This window comes from Nonomuraea turkmeniaca (assembly GCF_005889735.1).
Classification (GTDB): domain Bacteria; phylum Actinomycetota; class Actinomycetes; order Streptosporangiales; family Streptosporangiaceae; genus Nonomuraea; species Nonomuraea turkmeniaca.
On record NZ_VCKY01000121.1, the window covers coordinates 1 to 16,957 of the forward strand.

At 69.4% G+C, this 16,957-nt stretch carries 16 protein-coding genes; 10 read left to right on the top strand and 6 right to left on the bottom strand.

What is annotated here, in order from left to right; translation table 11 throughout:
- The 3 genes from ETD86_RS30580 to ETD86_RS30590 form a co-directional block, all read right to left on the bottom strand.
- Positions 1-576: NYN domain-containing protein (locus ETD86_RS30580; protein WP_138669907.1), on the bottom strand; the 576-nt coding region annotated here is incomplete at its 3' end.
- A gap of 107 nt (positions 577-683) precedes the next feature.
- A complete protein-coding gene (locus ETD86_RS60240) occupies positions 684-893 on the bottom strand; it encodes an acyl-CoA carboxylase subunit epsilon (RefSeq protein WP_138669909.1) in 210 nt (69 codons plus the stop codon).
- A complete protein-coding gene (locus ETD86_RS30590; protein ID WP_138669911.1) occupies positions 890-2,482 on the bottom strand; it encodes an acyl-CoA carboxylase subunit beta in 1,593 nt (530 codons plus the stop codon). Before ETD86_RS30590 ends, ETD86_RS60240 begins: the two co-directional genes overlap by 4 nt.
- A 160-nt stretch (positions 2,483-2,642) precedes the next feature.
- Between ETD86_RS30590 and ETD86_RS30595 the strand changes: the two genes are divergently transcribed.
- The 3 genes from ETD86_RS30595 to ETD86_RS30605 all read left to right on the top strand — a co-directional run bounded on the left by ETD86_RS30595 (position 2,643) and on the right by ETD86_RS30605 (position 7,689).
- Positions 2,643-3,419: an ABC transporter ATP-binding protein gene (locus ETD86_RS30595; protein WP_138669913.1), complete on the top strand. Its 777-nt coding sequence runs from the start codon at positions 2,643-2,645 to the stop codon at positions 3,417-3,419.
- Positions 3,416-4,999 carry a hypothetical protein gene (locus ETD86_RS30600; RefSeq protein ID WP_246148456.1) on the top strand — a complete coding sequence of 528 codons (1,584 nt, stop codon included), beginning with the start codon at positions 3,416-3,418 and terminating at the stop codon, positions 4,997-4,999. Before ETD86_RS30595 ends, ETD86_RS30600 begins: the two co-directional genes overlap by 4 nt.
- 68 nt (positions 5,000-5,067) lie before the next feature.
- A complete protein-coding gene (locus ETD86_RS30605) occupies positions 5,068-7,689 on the top strand; it encodes a phosphoenolpyruvate carboxylase (RefSeq protein ID WP_138669915.1) in 2,622 nt (873 codons plus the stop codon).
- A 15-nt stretch (positions 7,690-7,704) separates the two neighbouring features.
- Here ETD86_RS30605 and ETD86_RS30610 read toward each other — a convergent pair whose 3' ends face one another.
- Genes ETD86_RS30610 through ETD86_RS30620 form a run of 3 tightly spaced genes read right to left on the bottom strand, consistent with a single transcriptional unit; the run spans position 7,705 to position 11,904 of the window.
- Positions 7,705-8,805, bottom strand: a complete 1,101-nt coding sequence (locus ETD86_RS30610) for an epoxide hydrolase family protein (RefSeq protein ID WP_138669917.1) — start codon at positions 8,803-8,805, stop codon at positions 7,705-7,707.
- Positions 8,806-8,860: 55 nt separating this feature from the next.
- On the bottom strand, positions 8,861-9,706 hold the full coding sequence (gene fdhD, locus ETD86_RS30615; protein ID WP_138669919.1) for a formate dehydrogenase accessory sulfurtransferase FdhD: 846 nt from the start codon (positions 9,704-9,706) through the stop codon (positions 8,861-8,863).
- Positions 9,703-11,904, bottom strand: a complete 2,202-nt coding sequence (locus tag ETD86_RS30620) for an FdhF/YdeP family oxidoreductase (RefSeq protein WP_138669921.1) — start codon at positions 11,902-11,904, stop codon at positions 9,703-9,705. Before ETD86_RS30620 ends, fdhD begins: the two co-directional genes overlap by 4 nt.
- A 160-nt stretch (positions 11,905-12,064) precedes the next feature.
- Between ETD86_RS30620 and ETD86_RS30625 the strand changes: the two genes are divergently transcribed.
- The 7 genes from ETD86_RS30625 (at position 12,065) to bfr (ending at position 16,952) form a co-directional block, all read left to right on the top strand.
- Positions 12,065-12,877, top strand: a complete 813-nt coding sequence (locus ETD86_RS30625; RefSeq protein ID WP_138669923.1) for a biotin--[acetyl-CoA-carboxylase] ligase — start codon at positions 12,065-12,067, stop codon at positions 12,875-12,877.
- A gap of 55 nt (positions 12,878-12,932) precedes the next feature.
- The gene (locus ETD86_RS30630; RefSeq protein ID WP_138669924.1) at positions 12,933-13,442 is read left to right on the top strand and encodes a PH domain-containing protein; all 510 of its coding nucleotides are present in this window, start codon (positions 12,933-12,935) and stop codon (positions 13,440-13,442) included.
- Positions 13,439-14,404 (top strand): adenylate/guanylate cyclase domain-containing protein, encoded by a 966-nt coding sequence (locus ETD86_RS30635; RefSeq protein ID WP_138669926.1) that lies wholly within the window; start codon positions 13,439-13,441, stop codon positions 14,402-14,404. The genes ETD86_RS30630 and ETD86_RS30635 overlap by 4 nt, the downstream gene beginning before the upstream one ends.
- 15 nt (positions 14,405-14,419) lie before the next feature.
- Positions 14,420-15,505, top strand: a complete 1,086-nt coding sequence (locus tag ETD86_RS30640; protein WP_138669928.1) for an S-(hydroxymethyl)mycothiol dehydrogenase — start codon at positions 14,420-14,422, stop codon at positions 15,503-15,505.
- Positions 15,506-16,126, top strand: a complete 621-nt coding sequence (locus ETD86_RS30645; protein ID WP_138669930.1) for an MBL fold metallo-hydrolase — start codon at positions 15,506-15,508, stop codon at positions 16,124-16,126.
- A 137-nt stretch (positions 16,127-16,263) separates the two neighbouring features.
- Positions 16,264-16,440, top strand: coding sequence for a (2Fe-2S)-binding protein (locus tag ETD86_RS30650; protein ID WP_138669932.1), 177 nt, complete (start codon positions 16,264-16,266; stop codon positions 16,438-16,440).
- Positions 16,441-16,466: 26 nt separating this feature from the next.
- Positions 16,467-16,952: a bacterioferritin gene (bfr, locus tag ETD86_RS30655; RefSeq protein ID WP_138669934.1), complete on the top strand. Its 486-nt coding sequence runs from the start codon at positions 16,467-16,469 to the stop codon at positions 16,950-16,952.
- Positions 16,953-16,957 lie beyond the last annotated feature (5 nt).

The following is a 16,957-nucleotide window of genomic DNA, read 5'->3' on the forward strand; positions in this document are numbered from 1 at the left end:
GGGCTGGGGAGCACGGCTGAAAAAGGGCCTCAGGAAATCAGCAGAGATCACTTCCACGGTGTCGGACTCCCACACCAGGCGCTCGGCCTGGTTGGTGCCGTACGGCGGCTCGACGCCCCACAGGTGGATGCGCACGCCGTACGCCTGCGCCGCCTCTACCGCCGGAACCATGTCCTCATCGCCTGCCAGCAGGATGGTGTCGGTGACCGCATGATGTCTCGCCAGGGCCTCCAGATCGCTCCTGATCTGCGCGTCCACGCCTTTCTGCTGGCCCCGGGCGTTCAGGTTGCCAAGCCGCACCTTCACCCAAGGGAGCTGGGCGATGACCCGCTGGTCGACGGTCGGCACGCGGTCACGAGCTGCGTCATACCAATAGATCCGCAGAAGTTCGCCAGAAATACGTGCCTCTGCATGTTTCTGTAGGCTCTGGATGAGCTCATCGGCGGCCACCCGATATTCCTTGCGCTCCTTGGCGCCGAGCAGCACTTCGCCTGCCGCCGCATACAGATAACCGACATCCACTAGGACGGCGTACTTGGCTGCCACAGGATGCGGCATGAGGTCTGGGATGGCCATGTCGTCCTCCAGGCCGCGGTGTTAGTTGATCGGCCGACTATATACGCCTACTTTCTCTAGATAGTCCCAACTCCCGGCGAGCTTGACACCCGTTTCTCAGGATCTATCTAGGGTAGGGCGCTCATCCGCCATGCCGACTTCCCGGGAAGGACAGGCTTACGCATACCTCTGGCTGGGTTTCGCCATGTTTGCCGACGGGGTTCGGGAGGCGTCTCCGGCTCTGTGTGCGAGCTCTGTCGTGTGGCGAGTGCGGTCACCAACGCGGCGATCTCCTCGGGCGTGGCGTCGCCCCGGACAATACGCAGATAGGGCGTCATAGCGGGATGTTCCCATGCTTCTTCGGCGGGAGCGTCGCCCGCTTGTTCCGCAGCGCGCGTAGCGCCCTGACGACCTGGGCGCGGGTTTCGGACGGCCGGATCACCGAGTCCACGTAGCCGCGCTCGGCCGCGATGTAGGGGTTGGCCAGTGTGTCCTCGTACTCGGTGACGAGCCTGGCCCGCTCGGCGTCCGGGTTCGCGGCCGCGGCCAGCTCGCGCCGGTAAAGAATGTTGACCGCACCCTGTGCCCCCATGACCGCGATCTGCGCGGTGGGCCAGGCCAGGTTGACGTCCGCGCCGAGGTGCTTGGAGCCCATGACGTCGTACGCGCCGCCGTACGCCTTCCTGGTGATCACCGTGATCAGCGGCACGGTGGCCTCGGCGTAGGCGTAGAGGAGCTTGGCGCCGCGCCGGATGATTCCGTTCCATTCCTGATCGGTGCCGGGCAGGAAACCCGGTACATCAACGAAAGTCAGGATAGGAATATTAAAAGCATCACATGTTCGAATAAATCTCGCGGCCTTCTCGGATGCGTTGATATCCAGACATCCGGCGAAATGCATGGGCTGGTTCGCGACCACCCCGACCGGCTGGCCGTCCAACCGGCCGTACCCGACGACGATGTTCGGGGCGAACAATGCGTGCACTTCCAGGAACTCTCCGTCGTCGAGCACCCGCTCGATCACCTGACGCATGTCGTACGGCTGGTTCGCCGAGTCCGGGATCACCTCGTCCAGCTCGGGATCCGCGTCCAGGTCCGTGGCGGCCTCGAAGGCCGGCGCCTCGTCGAGGTTGTTCGACGGCAGGTACGACAGCAGCGCCTTGACGTAGTCGAGCGCGTCCTCCTCGTCCGTGGCCTGGTAGTGGGCCACGCCCGACTTCGTGTTGTGCGTGTGGGCCCCGCCGAGCTCCTCGAACGTGACCTCCTCGCCCGTCACCGTCTTGATCACGTCCGGACCGGTGATGAACATCTGAGACGTCTGATCCACCATCACGACGAAGTCGGTCAGCGCGGGGGAGTAGACGTGCCCGCCCGCCGCGGCGCCCATGATGAGCGAGATCTGCGGGATGACGCCGGACGCGTGCACGTTGCGCTTGAAGATCTCCGCGTAGAGGCCGAGCGCGACCACACCCTCCTGGATGCGCGCGCCGCCGCCCTCGTTGATCCCGATGATCGGGCAGCCGGTCTTGAGTGCCAGGTCCAGCACCTTGACGATCTTCTCGCCGTACACCTCGCCGAGCGAGCCGCCGAACACGGTCACGTCCTGCGAGAACACGCACACCTGGCGCCCGTCGACGGTGCCGTGCCCGGTGATCACCCCATCGCCGTACGGCCGCCGCCTCTCCAGCCCGAACATCGTGGACCGGTGCCTGGCGAACTCGTCGAACTCCACGAACGAGCCCTCGTCCAGCAGCGTGAGCACCCGCTCCCTGGCCGTCATCTTGCCCTTGGCGTGCTGCTTCTCCACCGCCGCCGCGGACCCGGCGTGCACGGCCTCGTCGAGGCGCCGCTCGAGGTCAGCGATCTTCCCAGCAGTCGTATGGATGTCCGGCTGATCCGGCGTGGAGTCCGCAGCTGCTGTGCTCATTGGTCGTTCACCACTCCTCATTCGCTCCGCGGAGTGCCTCCTCCGTCGGCGCTCCACTCCGCTTCGCGACGCACCCCGTCCAATTGCTCGCTCCGCTCGCGGGGCGTCGGGTTCACTCCGCCATGCGCGCAAGGCTAGTCCTTCCTCATAGATTGGTTCCATGACGGATGCCGTTCGGACCCATGGCTTGTTCAAGCGGTACGGACAGCAGGTCGCGGTCGCGGGAGTCGATCTCGTCGTGCCCGCCGGCAGCTTCGCGGGCCTGGTAGGGCCCAACGGCGCCGGCAAGACGACAACGCTCAGCATGATCACCGGGCTGCTCCGGCCGGACGGAGGGTCGGCCGAGGTGGACGGGTTCCACGTGTGGCGCGATCCCGTCGAGGTCAAGGCCCGCATCGGAGTGCTGCCCGAAGGGCTGCGGCTGTTCGAGCGGCTGTCGGGGCGCGAGCTGCTGCTCTACGCCGGGCGGCTGCGCGGCATCCCCAAGAGCGAGGTGGAGCAGCGGGCGAGTGAGCTGCTGGCCGTGATGGACCTGGCCGGCGCCGCCGACAAGCTCGTCGTCGACTACTCCACCGGCATGCGTAAGAAGATCGGCCTGGCGGCCGCGTTATTGCACAACCCGTCGGTGTTGTTCCTGGACGAGCCGTTCGAGGGCGTCGATCCGGTCAGCGCCAACACGCTCACCGAGGTGCTCCAGCGCTTCACCGCGTCCGGCTCGACCGTCATCTTCTCCAGCCACGTGATGGACCTGGTCGAGCGGCTGTGCGACTGGGTGTCGGTGATGAGCGCCGGCCACATCGTGGCGCAGGGGCCGCTGGAGGACGTCCGCGGCGGCCGCAGCCTCAACCAGGCGTTCCTGGACCTGGTCGGCGGCTCCGCCCAAGGACGCGAGGCGGGGCTGACCTGGCTGGGCGCCAAGGCCAAGGAGACCCCGTGAGCCCTCTGAGCCACGTGAACACAGTGGTGCTCTTCGCGCGGCTGAAGCTCCGGCTGATGGCCGGCAACCTGCGCGGCGACCTCCAGCGCAAGCTCGGCTTCATCTTCACCCTCGTCATGGCCACCGGCCTGGCCGCGCTCGGCTTCTTCCTGATGAGCCTGCTCCGGCTGGCGCCCCCCGACATCGCGAGCTCGCTCGTGATCGTGGCGTTCGCGTTCTTCCTGTTCGCCTGGATGATCGTGCCGCTGCTGGCGTTCGGCCTGGACGACACGCTCGACCCGGCCAAGCTGTCGTTGTTCCCGCTGCGTACGCGCACGCTGGCGGTCGGCATGTTCACCGCGTCCGTGACCGGCGTCTGGCCGGCCGCGATGCTGATCGTCACGTTCGGCGCGCTGATCGCGCTGCCCGCGAACGCGGGAGGCGTGCTGCTCGGTGTGCCGGCCGTGCTGCTGCAGTTCGCGCTCTGCGTGGTGACGTCGCGGTTGATCACCACGTCGCTGTCCAGCGCGCTGCGTACCCGGCGCGGCCGTGACGTGCTGGCCGTGGCCGCCCTGCTCGTGGTGGTGCTCGCGCAACTGCCGAACCTGGTGATGAACCGCAACCTCGGTGATCCCGAGGCGATGTTGCACCAGATGGCCGCCCTGCTCAGGTGGACGCCGCCCGGCATGGCCGCGCACGCGATCGCCGACGGCGGCCTGATCGGGCTGGCCGAGCTCTCGTTCCTGGCGCTGCTCGTGGTGGCGCTCGGCTGGTTGTGGATCAAGGCGCTGAGCCGTGCCCTGATCACGCCGGACGTCTCCACCCAGGCGGCCTCCGTACGCAGGGAGACGGGCTTGGTGGACCGGATCCTGCCCGACGGGCCGCTGGCCGCGATCGTCACCAAGGAGCTGAAGTACATCAGGCGCGAGCCGAGGTTCCGCGTGGGCTGGTTCAGCGCCGTCGTGGTCACGCTCGTGTTGTCGTTCTCGCTGAGCGGCTCGGCGGAGGGCCCGCCGGGGCAGGGCCAGCCGATCGTGATCGCCACCGTGGGCGCCCTGATGATCGCGTTGCAGTCCGGCAACACGTTCGGCATCGACGGCCGTTCCTTGTGGATGAACGCCGTGACGTTCGGCTCCGAGCGCAGCCTGGCCGGCGATCTCGCCGGGCGCCACCTGGCCAACGCGCTGGTCGCGGTGCCGCTGCTGGCCGTGATCGCGGTCGGCGCCGGCCTGTTCGCCGGCCATCCCGGGGCGATCCTGCCGGCGATGCTGGCCGCCTGGGGCGCGCTCGGGATCGGCCTCGGCGTCGGCGCCGTGACCAGCGTCGTGCTGCCTTACTCCGTGCCCGAGCGGATGAACGCCTTCAGCGGCGCCGCTCCTGGGCAGGGCGGGCAGGCGTTCGCCTCCTCCATCGGCGCGATGCTCGGGATCACGTTGCTTGCGCTGCCGTTCGTGGTGCCCATCGTGTTGGGATTCGTGTGGGTCTGCGTGGTCGCGCCGTTCTACGGGCTGCTGGCCGAAGTGCTCGGCAGGCGGCTGGCCGCCAGGATCGGCTTCGCCCGCATGCCCGAGCTGGTAGGGGCCGTGTCGAAGGCCTCCTGAGGAATGGTCTAGTCCAATTGGTGAGACCGGTCTACGGGCACTTCGGGCGACTAGATACGCTTCGAGACATGATTGACCAGGGGCTCGAACATCGCAGCGCCGCCGTGACGGAGATGCCGGACGAGCTGCGTCACGATGTGCGGATGCTCGGCAAGCTGCTCGGCCAGGTGCTCGCCGAGCAGGGCGGCGAGGACCTGCTGGCGGACGTCGAACGGCTGCGCAAGGCCGTCATCGCGGCACGCAGAGGTGAGATCTCGGCCGACGTCATCACTGAGATGGTCGCGGCGTGGGACATCGAACGGGCGGTCCAGGTCGCCCGCGCGTTCACGTGCTACTTCCACCTGGCCAACCTGGCCGAGGAGCACTATCGGATCCGCACGTTGCGTGAGCGGGACGCCGAGGGCAGGGTTCAGCGGGAGTCGATGGCGCAGGCCGTACACGAGCTGGGCCACGAGCGTCTCGCCCAGCTGCTGGAGGGCCTGGAGCTGCACCCGGTGCTGACCGCGCACCCGACCGAGGCACGCAGGCGCGCGGTCGTCACCGCCATCCAGCGCATCAGCGGCCAGCTCACCGAGTACAACGCCCCAGGGCGCGGGGCCTCCGAGCGGGCTGACAACAAGCGGCGCCTGCTGGAGGAGATCGACCTGCTGTGGCGCACGGCCCAGCTGCGCTCGACCAAGCTCGACCCGCTCGACGAGGTGCGGACCGCCATGGCCGCCTTCGACGAGACGTTGTTCCGCACGGTGCCGCAGGTCTACCGCGCGCTGGACGCGGCGCTCGACCCGGGCACCGGCACCCGCCCGCCGCAGGCCAGGCCGTTCATCAGGTACGGCAGCTGGATCGGCGGCGACCGCGACGGCAACCCCAACGTCACGGCCAGGGTCACCCGCGAGACCATCCAGATCCAGTCCGAGCACGTGCTGGCCGCGCTGGAGACCGCCTGCTCGCGCATCGCCCGCACGCTCACCGCCGCCGCCACGCTCGCCCCCGCCTCGGCCGAGCTGAAGACGGCGCTGGCCGCGACCGTGGCCGCCCACCCGGAGGTCGTCTCCGAGCTGGCCACCCGGTCGCCGCGGGAGCCGCACCGGCAGTGGTTGTTGTTCGTGGCCGCGCGCATCGCCGCCACCCAGCGCCGCGACCTCGACCTGGCCTACCGCTCGCCGGCCGAGTTGCTGGCCGACCTGCGGCTCGCGCAGGAGTCGCTGGCCGCATCCGCGCCGCGGCAGGCGTACGGGGAGTTGCAGCACCTCATCTGGCAGGTGGAGACGTTCGGCTTCCACCTGGCCGAGCTGGAGGTACGCCAGCACTCCCAGGTGCACGCGGCGGCGCTGGAGGAGGTGCGGGCCGGCGGCGAGCTGTCGGAGCGCACCGAGGAGGTCCTGGCCACGATCCGCGTGATCGGCTGGATCCAGGAGCGGTTCGGCGTGACCGCCTGCTCCCGCTACGTGGTCTCCTTCACCCGCTCCGCCGACGACGTCGCGGCCGTCTACGAGCTGGCCCGGAGCGCGCTCGGCGAGCGCGCGCCCGTGCTGGACGTGGTGCCGCTGTTCGAGTCCGGCGAGGACCTGGCCAACTCGCCGCGTGTGTTGTCGGGCATGCTGGAGATCCCGCAGATCCAGGAGCGCCTGGCGGCCACCGGCCGGCGCATGGAGATCATGCTCGGCTACTCCGACTCGGCCAAGGAGCTCGGCCCCGCCGCCGCCACGCTGCGGCTGTACGAGGCGCAGGAGGAGCTGACCGCCTGGGCCGCCGAGCACGACGTGAAGCTGCGCATGTTCCACGGCCGTGGCGGCGCGCTCGGCCGCGGCGGCGGCCCCGCCAACCGCGCGGTGCTGGCCCAGGCCCCAGGCTCGGTCGCGGGCCGCTTCAAGGTCACCGAGCAGGGTGAGGTCATCTTCGCCCGCTACGGCCACGTCGCGATCGCCCGCCGCCACCTGGAGCAGGTCACGAACGCCGTCCTGCTGGCCTCCTCGCCCACGGTCGGCGCCCGCACCGCGGCCGCCGCCGAGCGCTTCCGCGGGCTGGCCGAGCAGGTGGCGGTCGCGTCGGAGCAGGCGTACCGGGCACTGACCGAGGCGCCGGGCTTCCCCGAGTGGTTCGGCCTGGTCAGCCCGCTGGAGGAGATCGGCACGCTCCGCCTGGGCTCCCGCCCGGCCCGCCGCGGCCTGGGCGCGCCGCGCTCGCTCGACGATCTGCGGGCGATCCCGTGGGTGTTCGCCTGGGCGCAGACCCGGGTCAACCTGCCCGGCTGGTACGGCCTGGGCGCCGGCCTGGCGTCGGTGGGCTCGCTGGACGAGCTGCGGGCCGCGTACGCGGAGTGGCCGCTGTTCAACGCGATGCTGGACAACGCGGAGATGTCGCTGGCCAAGACCGACCGCTCGATCGCCAAGCGTTACCTGGCCCTGGGGGGCCGGGAGGACTTCTCCCGTCAGGTGCTGGAGGAGTACGACCGGACCCGCGACCTGGTGCTGCGCGTGACCGGGCACACGCGGCTGCTGGAGAACCGCAAGGTGCTCTCGCGCGCCGTCCAGCTCCGTGACCCGTACGTGGACGCCCTGTCGCACCTCCAGCTGCGTGCTCTGCGCGCCCTGCGCACCGGCAACCCGTCAGAGGAGGAACGCGATCGGCTCTCCACGCTCCTCCTCCTGTCGGTCAACGGGGTGGCGGCGGGTCTGCAGAACACCGGCTGAGCTGTGTCCATGGCCTCACTGCGTGAGGCCGGCACTCCCTCGCTGGCGGAGGCCGTTGAAGAAGGCGATGACGTCGGAGGTGAGCGCCTCGGTCGCGGTGTGCGCGGTGTAGTGGCCGTGCGCCGGGGCCGGGAGCGTTCGCCAGCTGACGATGTTGGAGTGGTCGCGGTCGGCGAAGCGGCGTATGGACTTGAAGTCGCCCTCGCCCATCGCCAGCGCCGTCGGCACGGTCGTGGGCTCCTTGGGCTGCTCGGCGCGGGCGTTCTCCCAGTACAGGCGGATCGCGGAGCCGGCGGTCCCGGTGAACCAGTAGATCGCCGCGTTGGTCAGCACGAAGTCGTCGTCCAGGTCGTCGTCGAGGAGTTGCGCCAGCCATCCGAGCAGGCCGGCGGGGGAGTCGGCGATGGCGTGGGCCAGCGTCTGCGGCTGCTGCGACTGCAGCACGTTGAAGGCGCCCTTCTCCTTCCAGAACCACTCCAGCACGGCCAGCCCCGCCTGCTCCTCCTCGCTCAGCTCCGCGAACTCGGCGGGGTCGCCCGAGGGGAACGAGAACAGCTGCGTGACGTGCACGCCCACGACGTGTTCCGAGTCCACGCGGCCGATCTCGGGCGAGATCATCGAGCCGGCGTCGTTGCCGACCGCGCCGTAACGCTCGTAGCCCAGCCGGGCCATCAGCTCGGCCCACGCGCGGGCGATGCGGAGGTTGTTCCAGCCCAGCTCCTTGGTAGGGCCGGAGAAGCCGTAGCCGGGCAGCGACGGGATGACGAGGTGGAAGTGGCGCCTCAGCGGCTCGATGGCGTTGAGGTATTCGGCGATCGAGCCGGGCCAGCCGTGGGTGAGGACCAGCGGCAGGGCGTCGGGGTTGTCGCTGCGTACGTGGATGAAGTGGATGTTCTGCCCGTCTATCTCCGTGGTGAACTGCGGGTACGCGTTGAGCCTGGCCTCCTGCGCCCGCCAGTCGAAGCCGTCGCGCCAGTAGCCGACCAGGCGCTTGACCCGCTCGACGGCCACACCCTGGTCAGCGCCGGCGATCTCGTCGGTGAAGCGGGTCATGGCGAGGCGGGTCTGGAGGTCGTCGAGGTCGTCCTGGGGGATCTCGATGCGGAAGGGAGTCATGGCGCATCCTCTCGGAACGGTTGATTCTGTTCCAAGAATAGCAGAACGGAATGCTTCATTCCATAGTCTGGACGCGCTTCTTGTCCGCGTACACGTTGCAGCGCTCGCCGCGCAGGAAGCCCACCAGCGTCATGCCGAACTCCTTGGCCAGGTCCACGGCCAGCGACGACGGCGCCGACACCGCGCACACCGCCGGGATGCCGGCCGCGAGGGCCTTCTGCATGATCTCGTAGCTGGCCCGGCCGCTGACCACGAGCACGTGCCCGGCCAGCGGCAGCCTGTCGGCCAGCGCGGCCCAGCCGACCAGCTTGTCCACCGCGTTGTGCCGCCCCACGTCCTCGCGCAGCGCCAACAGCGTGCCGTCGGCCGAGAACAGCCCTGCCGCGTGCAGCCCGCCGGTCTTGCCGAACACGCCCTGGGCGCGGCGGAGCGCGTCCGGCAGCCCGTACAGGATCTCGGGGATGAGCCGCAGCGTGTCCTCGGGGATCGGCACGCAGCGGTCGCGGAGCGTGTCGAGGCTGGCCGAGCCGCAGACGCCGCACGCGCTGGAGGTGAGGAAGTGCCGGTCCAGCGCGGGCAGGTCGGGGATGGGGCCGCGCAGGCGGACGGTGACCGTGTTGTAGCGCGCCTCCGGCGGGAGGTCTTCGTCGGTGCAGTACGCGATGGCCGCGACGTCACCGGACCGCACGAGCCCCTCGCCGTGCAGGAACCCGGCGGCCAGCTCGAAGTCGTGGCCCGGCGTGCGCATGGTGATGGCGACGGTCTTGCGGCTGCCGTCCGGCGCGGTGAGCCGGATCTCCAGCGGCTCCTCCGTGGCCAGGTCGTCACGGCGGTCCCTGGCGACGGACCCGTTGAACTCCCGGATCCTGGTGCGGGTGGTGGGGCCCGGTCGCGCCTTCACAACGACCGCACCGTGACGAGGGCGTTGTAGTCGGGGATGCGGGCCTGTGGTGAGCGTCGGGACTCGTCCAGCAGCACGTTGCCCTCCGGCCAGTGGATCTGCAGGTTGCCAGGCATGAGCGGGGCCCGCAGGACCCTGCCCTGGTACGTTCGCTCGCCCGAGTGGAGCTCGACCCGGGCGCCGTCGGGCAGGCCGAGGCGGTCGGCGTCGTACGCGCTCATCAGCACGGCCTCGCGCGCCGCGCCGTTGAAGGCGTCGCGTCGCTCGTGGACCATGCTGTTGAACTGTTTGCCGCGCCTGGTCGCCACCATGAAGGACCCGTCGGGGCGTTCGAGCGCGGGAGGCTCGACGACGGAGAACCTGCCGAGCCCGTCGGGGGTCTGGAAGCGGCCGTCGGCGAACAGGTGGCGGCCGCCGTACTGGACGTTGTCGCCGAACTTCGACAGGCCGGCGATACCCGCATAGAAGGGGACGGCCTTCTCGATCTCGGCGCGGATCTGCGGCGTGCCAGTAAAGCGGATTTTTGCCGAAATTTCGGGGCGCGTTTGCGCGGCCAGCTCCGTGAAGATCTTCCACTCCGGCCATGCCTCGCCGATCCGCGGCCCCTCTACCTCCGGCGAGAAGATGATCCGCCGCTCGGTGGAGGTCTCGGTCACGCCACCGACCATCTCATAACGGGTCTGCGCCGGCAGCAGCAACACGTCGCCCTCGCCCGGCACCAGCATCTGCGACGACAACACGATGTCGATGTGCACGCGTAGCCGCAGCCGTGACAGGGCCTCGCGGCAGTACGCCGGGTCGGGGAGCACCTCCAGGAAGTTGCCGCCCGAGGAGACGAGCGCGTCCAGGTCCCCGCGGTGCGCGGCGTCGATCATGTCGGTGACGGTGAGGCCGGGGGAGTCCGGCACCTCGAATCCCCACATGTCAGTAAATTTCGTGGCATTCTCTGGCGTGATCGGCAACCCGCCCGGCAGCCCGGTCGCGTACGCGCCCATCTCCGCCCCGCCCTGCACGCCGCTGTGGCCGCGGATCGGCATCAGCCCGCACTTGTCCCGCCCGACGAACCCGCGGGCGAGCGCCAGGTTGACGATCGCCCGCACGTTGTCCTCGCCATAGGCGTGCTGGGTGATCCCCATGGACCACACCAGCACCGCCGACCAGGCCTCGCCCAGCAGCCTGGCCAGGCGCAGCATGTCGTCGCGCGACGCGCCGGACAGCGCCTCCAGCTCCTCCCACGTCTGGCCGGCGACAGCCCGGCGCACGTCCTCGAACCCGCTCGTCCGCCGGTCCACGAACACCTTGTCCACCCAGTCGTTCTCGATGAGGTGCTTGAGCACGCCGTTGAGGAAGCCGATGTCCCCGCCCACGTTCACGCCGAAGAACTCATCGGTGATCTTCGTGCCGAACACCGCGGACTCGACGTTCGACGGCACCCAGTAACGGTCCATGCCGGGCTCGCGGTAGGCGTTGACCATCGCGATCCGCGTCCCGGCCTTCTTGGCGTGGTAGAGGTACTTCATCGCGACCGGCTGGTTGTTCGACGGGTTCGAGCCGATGAACACGATGAGGTCCGAGCCGATCCAGTCGGCGTACGAGCAGGTCGTGGCGGCCGCGCCCAGCGTCTGCTTGAGCGCGACCGTGGACGGCGAGTGGCAGATGCGGGCGGTGTTGTCGACGTTGTTGGTGCCGAGCGCGCGCACCGCCTTCTGCGCCGCGTAGTAGTTCTCGTTGGGCATGCCGCGGCTGGTCAGGTACGTGCCGAACCGCGCCCCGCGCAGCCCGTCCGCGGCCACCCGCAGCGCTTCCTCCCAGGAGATCCGGGTGAAGCCGGGCTCGCCCGCGCGCCGGAGCATCGGGTACGGCAACCGCCCCAGCTCCCGAAGCTCGGCGCTCTTTTTACCTGCAATTGCCGAAATATCACTCAGAATTGCGACATCGAGGGCGGGCATCGTGTTCAACGGCAGCAGCCGCAAGCGAACGTTGCACAGATGGATCTCATCCATCGTCCAGTCACGCATGCCCTGCGTGCCCAGCGCGCACCCGTCACACGTGCCCTGGCGGAGAATCCGCCACGCGTAGCGCCTGTTGCCCTTGACCGACTTGAACGCCTTCCACAGCTCCAAGTAGTTGTTCGGCTTGGCCAGCCCAATCCCGAACGGCCGCCAAGAGGCCCAGTTTCGCGGATCCAGACGTGCCATTTGGTCGCTCACCGCTCCTCATTCGCTCCGCGGAGTCCCTCCTACGTCGGGCCTCCACCACGCTTCGCGACGCGCCCCGTCCAATTGCTCGCTCCGCTCGCGGGGCGTCGGGTTCGCTCCGTGCCCATGTCTCCATTTTCCTCCCTGCCAAGATAAGAAGATGCGCTACTCCGACCTGGACCGGCCGCCCCTCTCCGCGGCGGCGCTCAACCGCGCCCTGATTCGCCCGGGCAGCCTGTGGACGGGCGTCACCGTCGTCGAGAGCACCGGCTCCACCAACGCGGACCTGGCCAAGGCCGCCGGCGAAGGAGCCGCCGAGGGCGCGGTGCTGGTGGCGGAGGAGCAGCTCGCGGGCCGCGGCCGGCTGGGCCGCACCTGGACGGCGCCGCCCCGCTCCGGGCTGACGGTCTCGGTCCTGCTGCGGCCGCAGGTCCCGGTGGCCGTGCAGGGCTGGCTCTCGCTCCTCTACGGCGTCGCCGCCGCTTCGGCCGTGCGCCGCCTGGCCGAGGTGGACGTCCGCCTGAAGTGGCCCAACGACCTGCTGATCGGCGAACGCAAGCTGGCCGGGGTGCTGGCCGAGCGGGCCGACGACGCCATCGTCATCGGCATGGGGCTCAACGTGTCGCTCAAGCCCGAGGAGCTGCCGGTCGAGTCGGCCACGTCGCTGGCCATCGAGGAGGCGGCGTGCCTGGACCGGGATCCGCTGCTCAGGGCCGTGCTCAGGGAGGTCGAGAGCCACTACAGGGAGTGGACGGCGGCCGGCGGCGACCCCGACGCGTCCGGGCTGCGCTCGGCCTACTTGGCATCGAGCGCCACCATCGGCCGCCTGGTGCGGGTCGAGCTGCCCAACGGGCAGGTGCTGATCGGGCAGGCGACGGACGTCGACGCCTTCGGCCACCTCCAGGTGGCGGCCGAAGGCGAGCGTCACACGCTGAGCGCGGGCGACGTGGTGCACGTGCGGATCGCGGGTTGAGCCGGTTGCGTCGTCCGCGTAGCCGCGGGGCGGCGATGGTGGCACGATGTCCGCCATGACCCTTCCCGACCACCATCTGACGCAGGGTGAGCGGCGCATCCGATCCTTCCACCCGCACTGGAAGCGGCTGATCGGCCCGTTCATCGCGCTCATCCTCATCGCCGCGGCCTCGGGCGCGGCGTTGTGGTTCATACCTGAGTGGGAGTTCGCCTTCTACGCCAGGATCGCCGTCGTCGTCATCGCGCTCATCCTGCTGACGATCTGGTCGTTCGTGCCCTACCTGCAGTGGAAGAACACCGGTTACGTGCTCACCACCCACCGCTTCACGATCAGCACGGGGGTGCTCAACAAGTCCACCGACGAGATCCCGATCACCAAGGTCAACACGGTCAGCTCCGACCAGACGTTCGCCGAGCGCATGCTCGGCTGCGGCACGCTGACCGTCGAGTCCGCGGGCGAACGGGGCGAGATCGTGCTCCGCGACATCCCGAGGATCCAGGATGTCCGCACCGAACTGTTCAAGCTCGTCGAGGACGCCTCGGACGGCGAAGTCGACGGCCGTTGAGCTCGGGTGCGCGGCGGCGGCCGACCGCCGAGGAGATCGAGCGGCGGCTCCTCGGCCTGCCGCCGCGCTACACCCGCGCGCAGGTCGCGGCCCTGGCCGACGTGTCGCAGGAGCTGGCGGGGCGGATCTGGCGGGCGCTCGGGTTCGCCCAGCGCGCCGATGACGACACGGCGTTCACCGACGCCGACGTCGACGCCCTGCGCCGGGTACGCAGCATGCTCGCCAGCGGCCTGCTCGACGAGGAGACGGTCGTCCGCATGGCCCGCGCGCTCGGCCAGACCACGGCCAGGCTGGCCCAATGGCAGGCCGAGATCATGACGGGCTCGATGGTGCCGCAGGACCCCGACGAGGGCGACCTGACCGATGTGCTCGACACCGCGCAGCAGCTGCTGCCGGACTTCGAGCACGTGCTGATCCACGTCTGGCGGGCCCAGCTCGCGGCGGCCGGCACCAGGCTGCTGGCGCTCGCCGACGGTCACGATGAGCTGGTGCCGACCCGAGTGTCGATGGCGGTGGGGTTCGCTGACCTGGTGTCGTTCACCCGGCGCGCCCGCGAGCTCGACGAACGGGAGCTGGCGGAGCTGGTGGAGGGGTTCGAGTCGCGGGCCTCCGACGTGGTGGCCACGCACGGCGCCAGGCTGGTGAAGACGCTGGGCGACGAGGTGCTGTTCACGGCGCCGACCCCGGCGCAGGCTGCGGCGATCGCGCTCGACCTGGTCGACGCGGAGGAGCTGCGCATCGGCATGGCCTACGGCCCGGTGCTGCCCGTGATGGGCGACGTCTTCGGCACCACCGTCAACCTGGCCGCGCGGCTCACCGCGATCGCCCGCCCCGGGACCGTCCTGGTGGATCCTGAGCTGGCCGGCGAGCTGGAGGGCTACGAGGTGCACAAGATCAGACGGCGCCCGGCCAGAGGTCTCGGCGTGGTGCAGCCCTATGTCTTGCGGAGATCATCCTCCTGACCCAAGATGGCTGCCATGCCGTACGAAGTGCAGGGCGTCATCGCCCGAGGCAAGGGCCAGGAAGTTTCCCTCGAGACGGTCGTCGTGCCGGACCCGGGGCCGGGTGAGGCCGTCGTGAACGTGCAGGCCTGCGGGGTCTGCCACACCGACCTGCACTATCGGGAGGGCGGGATCAGCGACGACTTCCCGTTCCTGCTCGGTCACGAGGCTGCGGGCGTCGTCGAGGCGGTCGGCCCCGGCATGACCGAGGTCGAACCGGGCGACTTCGTCATCCTCAACTGGCGCGCGGTGTGCGGCCAGTGCCGGGCCTGCCTGCGCGGCCGTCCCTGGTACTGCTTCAACACGCACAACGCGGCGCAGAAGATGACGCTCAAGGACGGCACCGAGCTGTCCCCCGCGCTGGGGATCGGCGCGTTCCTGGAGAAGACGCTGGTCGCGGCCGGCCAGTGCACCAAGGTCTCCGCCGAGGCCCCGGCGCAGGTGGCGGGCCTGCTGGGCTGCGGCGTGATGGCCGGGATCGGCGCGGCGATCAACACCGGCGGGGTGACGCGGGGCGACAGCGTGGCCGTGATCGGCTGCGGCGGCGTCGGCGACGCGGCCATCCTGGGCTCCTCGCTGGCGGGCGCCGCCACGATCATCGCGGTGGACGTGGACGACCGCAAGCTGGAGTGGGCCCGCGGCTTCGGCGCCACCCACACGGTCAACTCCCGGGAGAACGACCCGATCGAGGCCATCCGCGATCTGACCGGCGGTAACGGCGCGGACGTGGTCATCGAGGCGGTGGGCCGGCCGGAGACCTACAACCAGGCCTTCTACGCCCGCGACCTGGCCGGCACGGTCGTCCTGGTGGGCGTGCCGACGCCGGAGATGAAGCTGGAGCTGCCGCTGCTGGACGTCTTCGGCCGCGGCGGGTCGCTGAAGTCCTCGTGGTACGGCGACTGCCTGCCGAGCCGCGACTTCCCGATGCTCATCGACCTGTTCCTGCAGAACCGGCTGCCGCTCGACAAGTTCGTGTCGGAGACGATCGGGGTCGGCCAGGTCGAGGAGGCGTTCGCCAAGATGCACCGTGGCGAGGTGCTGCGTTCGGTGGTGACGTTCTAGATGATCGACCGGGTCATCACCTCAGGCACGTTCTCGCTGGACGGCGGCACCTGGGAAGTCGACAACAACGTCTGGCTGATCGGCGACGCCCGCGAAGTCATCGTGATCGACGCCGCCCACGACGCGGAGGCGATCGCCGAGCGGGTCGGCGGACGCACGCTCAAGGCCATCATCTGCACGCACGCGCACAACGACCACATCAACGCCGCCCGGCCGCTGGCCGAGCTGACCGGGGCGCCGATCCGGCTGCACCCCGCCGACCAGGTGTTGTGGCAGATGGAGTACGACGACGCGGTGCCGTACCAGCCGCTGACCGACGGCGAGCGCATCGAGGTCGGCGGCTGCGCGCTGGAGATCCTGCACACCCCCGGCCACGCGCCCGGCGCGGTCTGCGTGCACGGACGGGAGCTCGGCGCGCTGTTCAGCGGCGACACCCTGTTCAAGGGCGGCCCCGGGGCGACCGGCCGCTCGTACTCCTCCTTCGACACGATCATCGAGTCGATCAGGAAGCGGCTGCTGACCCTGCCACCCGAAACGGTCGTGCACACTGGTCACGGCGACTCCACCACGATCGGCGCCGAGGCCCCGCACCTGGAGGAGTGGATCACCCGAGGGCATTGACGGGAACAGCCCGAATCCTCCGCTCGCGCAGAGATACACGAGTGTGGCCCACCTAACGTAGGCAAGCCTTACCAAAGTGAGCTATCTTAGGTGTGCCTAACCTTGGTGCTCCACCTGCTGCGAGAGGTTCTCCCTGGATGTACGTGTGCATTTGTCGTGCTGTGACCGAAAACGAGGTCCACGACTGCATTGCCTCCGGGGCAAAGAGCGCGAAGCAGATTCGCGACACCACCGGGGCTGGTGGGGACTGTGCCCGATGTGTACGGAAGATCTGTGCGATCCTGAAACGGTCGGAAGAACTGACGACCGCATAGCCGGATAGCAGCAAGGGGCCCGTCACATGCAGGGCGACAAGCAGATCATCGAGTTGCTCAACGAACAGTTGACCGCCGAGCTCACCGCGATCAACCAGTACTTCCTGCACGCGAAGATGCAGGAGAACTGGGGATACACGAAACTCGCCGAGCACACGCGGGAAGAGTCGATCGACGAGATGCGCCACGCCGAGCGCCTCACCGATCGCATCCTCTTCCTGGAGGGCCTGCCCAACTATCAGAGACTAGGCACCCTGCACATCGGGCAGACCGTCGAGGAGCAGCTGAGGGCCGACCTGGAGGTGGAGCTCTCCGTGGTGCACCGGCTGCGCCCGGCCATCGCCCTCATGCGCGAGAAGGGCGACATCACCTCGGCGAACATCTTCGAGGACATCCTCAGGGACGAGGAAGAGCACATCGACTACTTGGAGACGGAGCTCGGCCTCATCAACAGCCTGGGCATCCAGCTCTACCTGGCCCGCTACGCCGAGCCGCCGTCCGCCGACGACTGACCGCC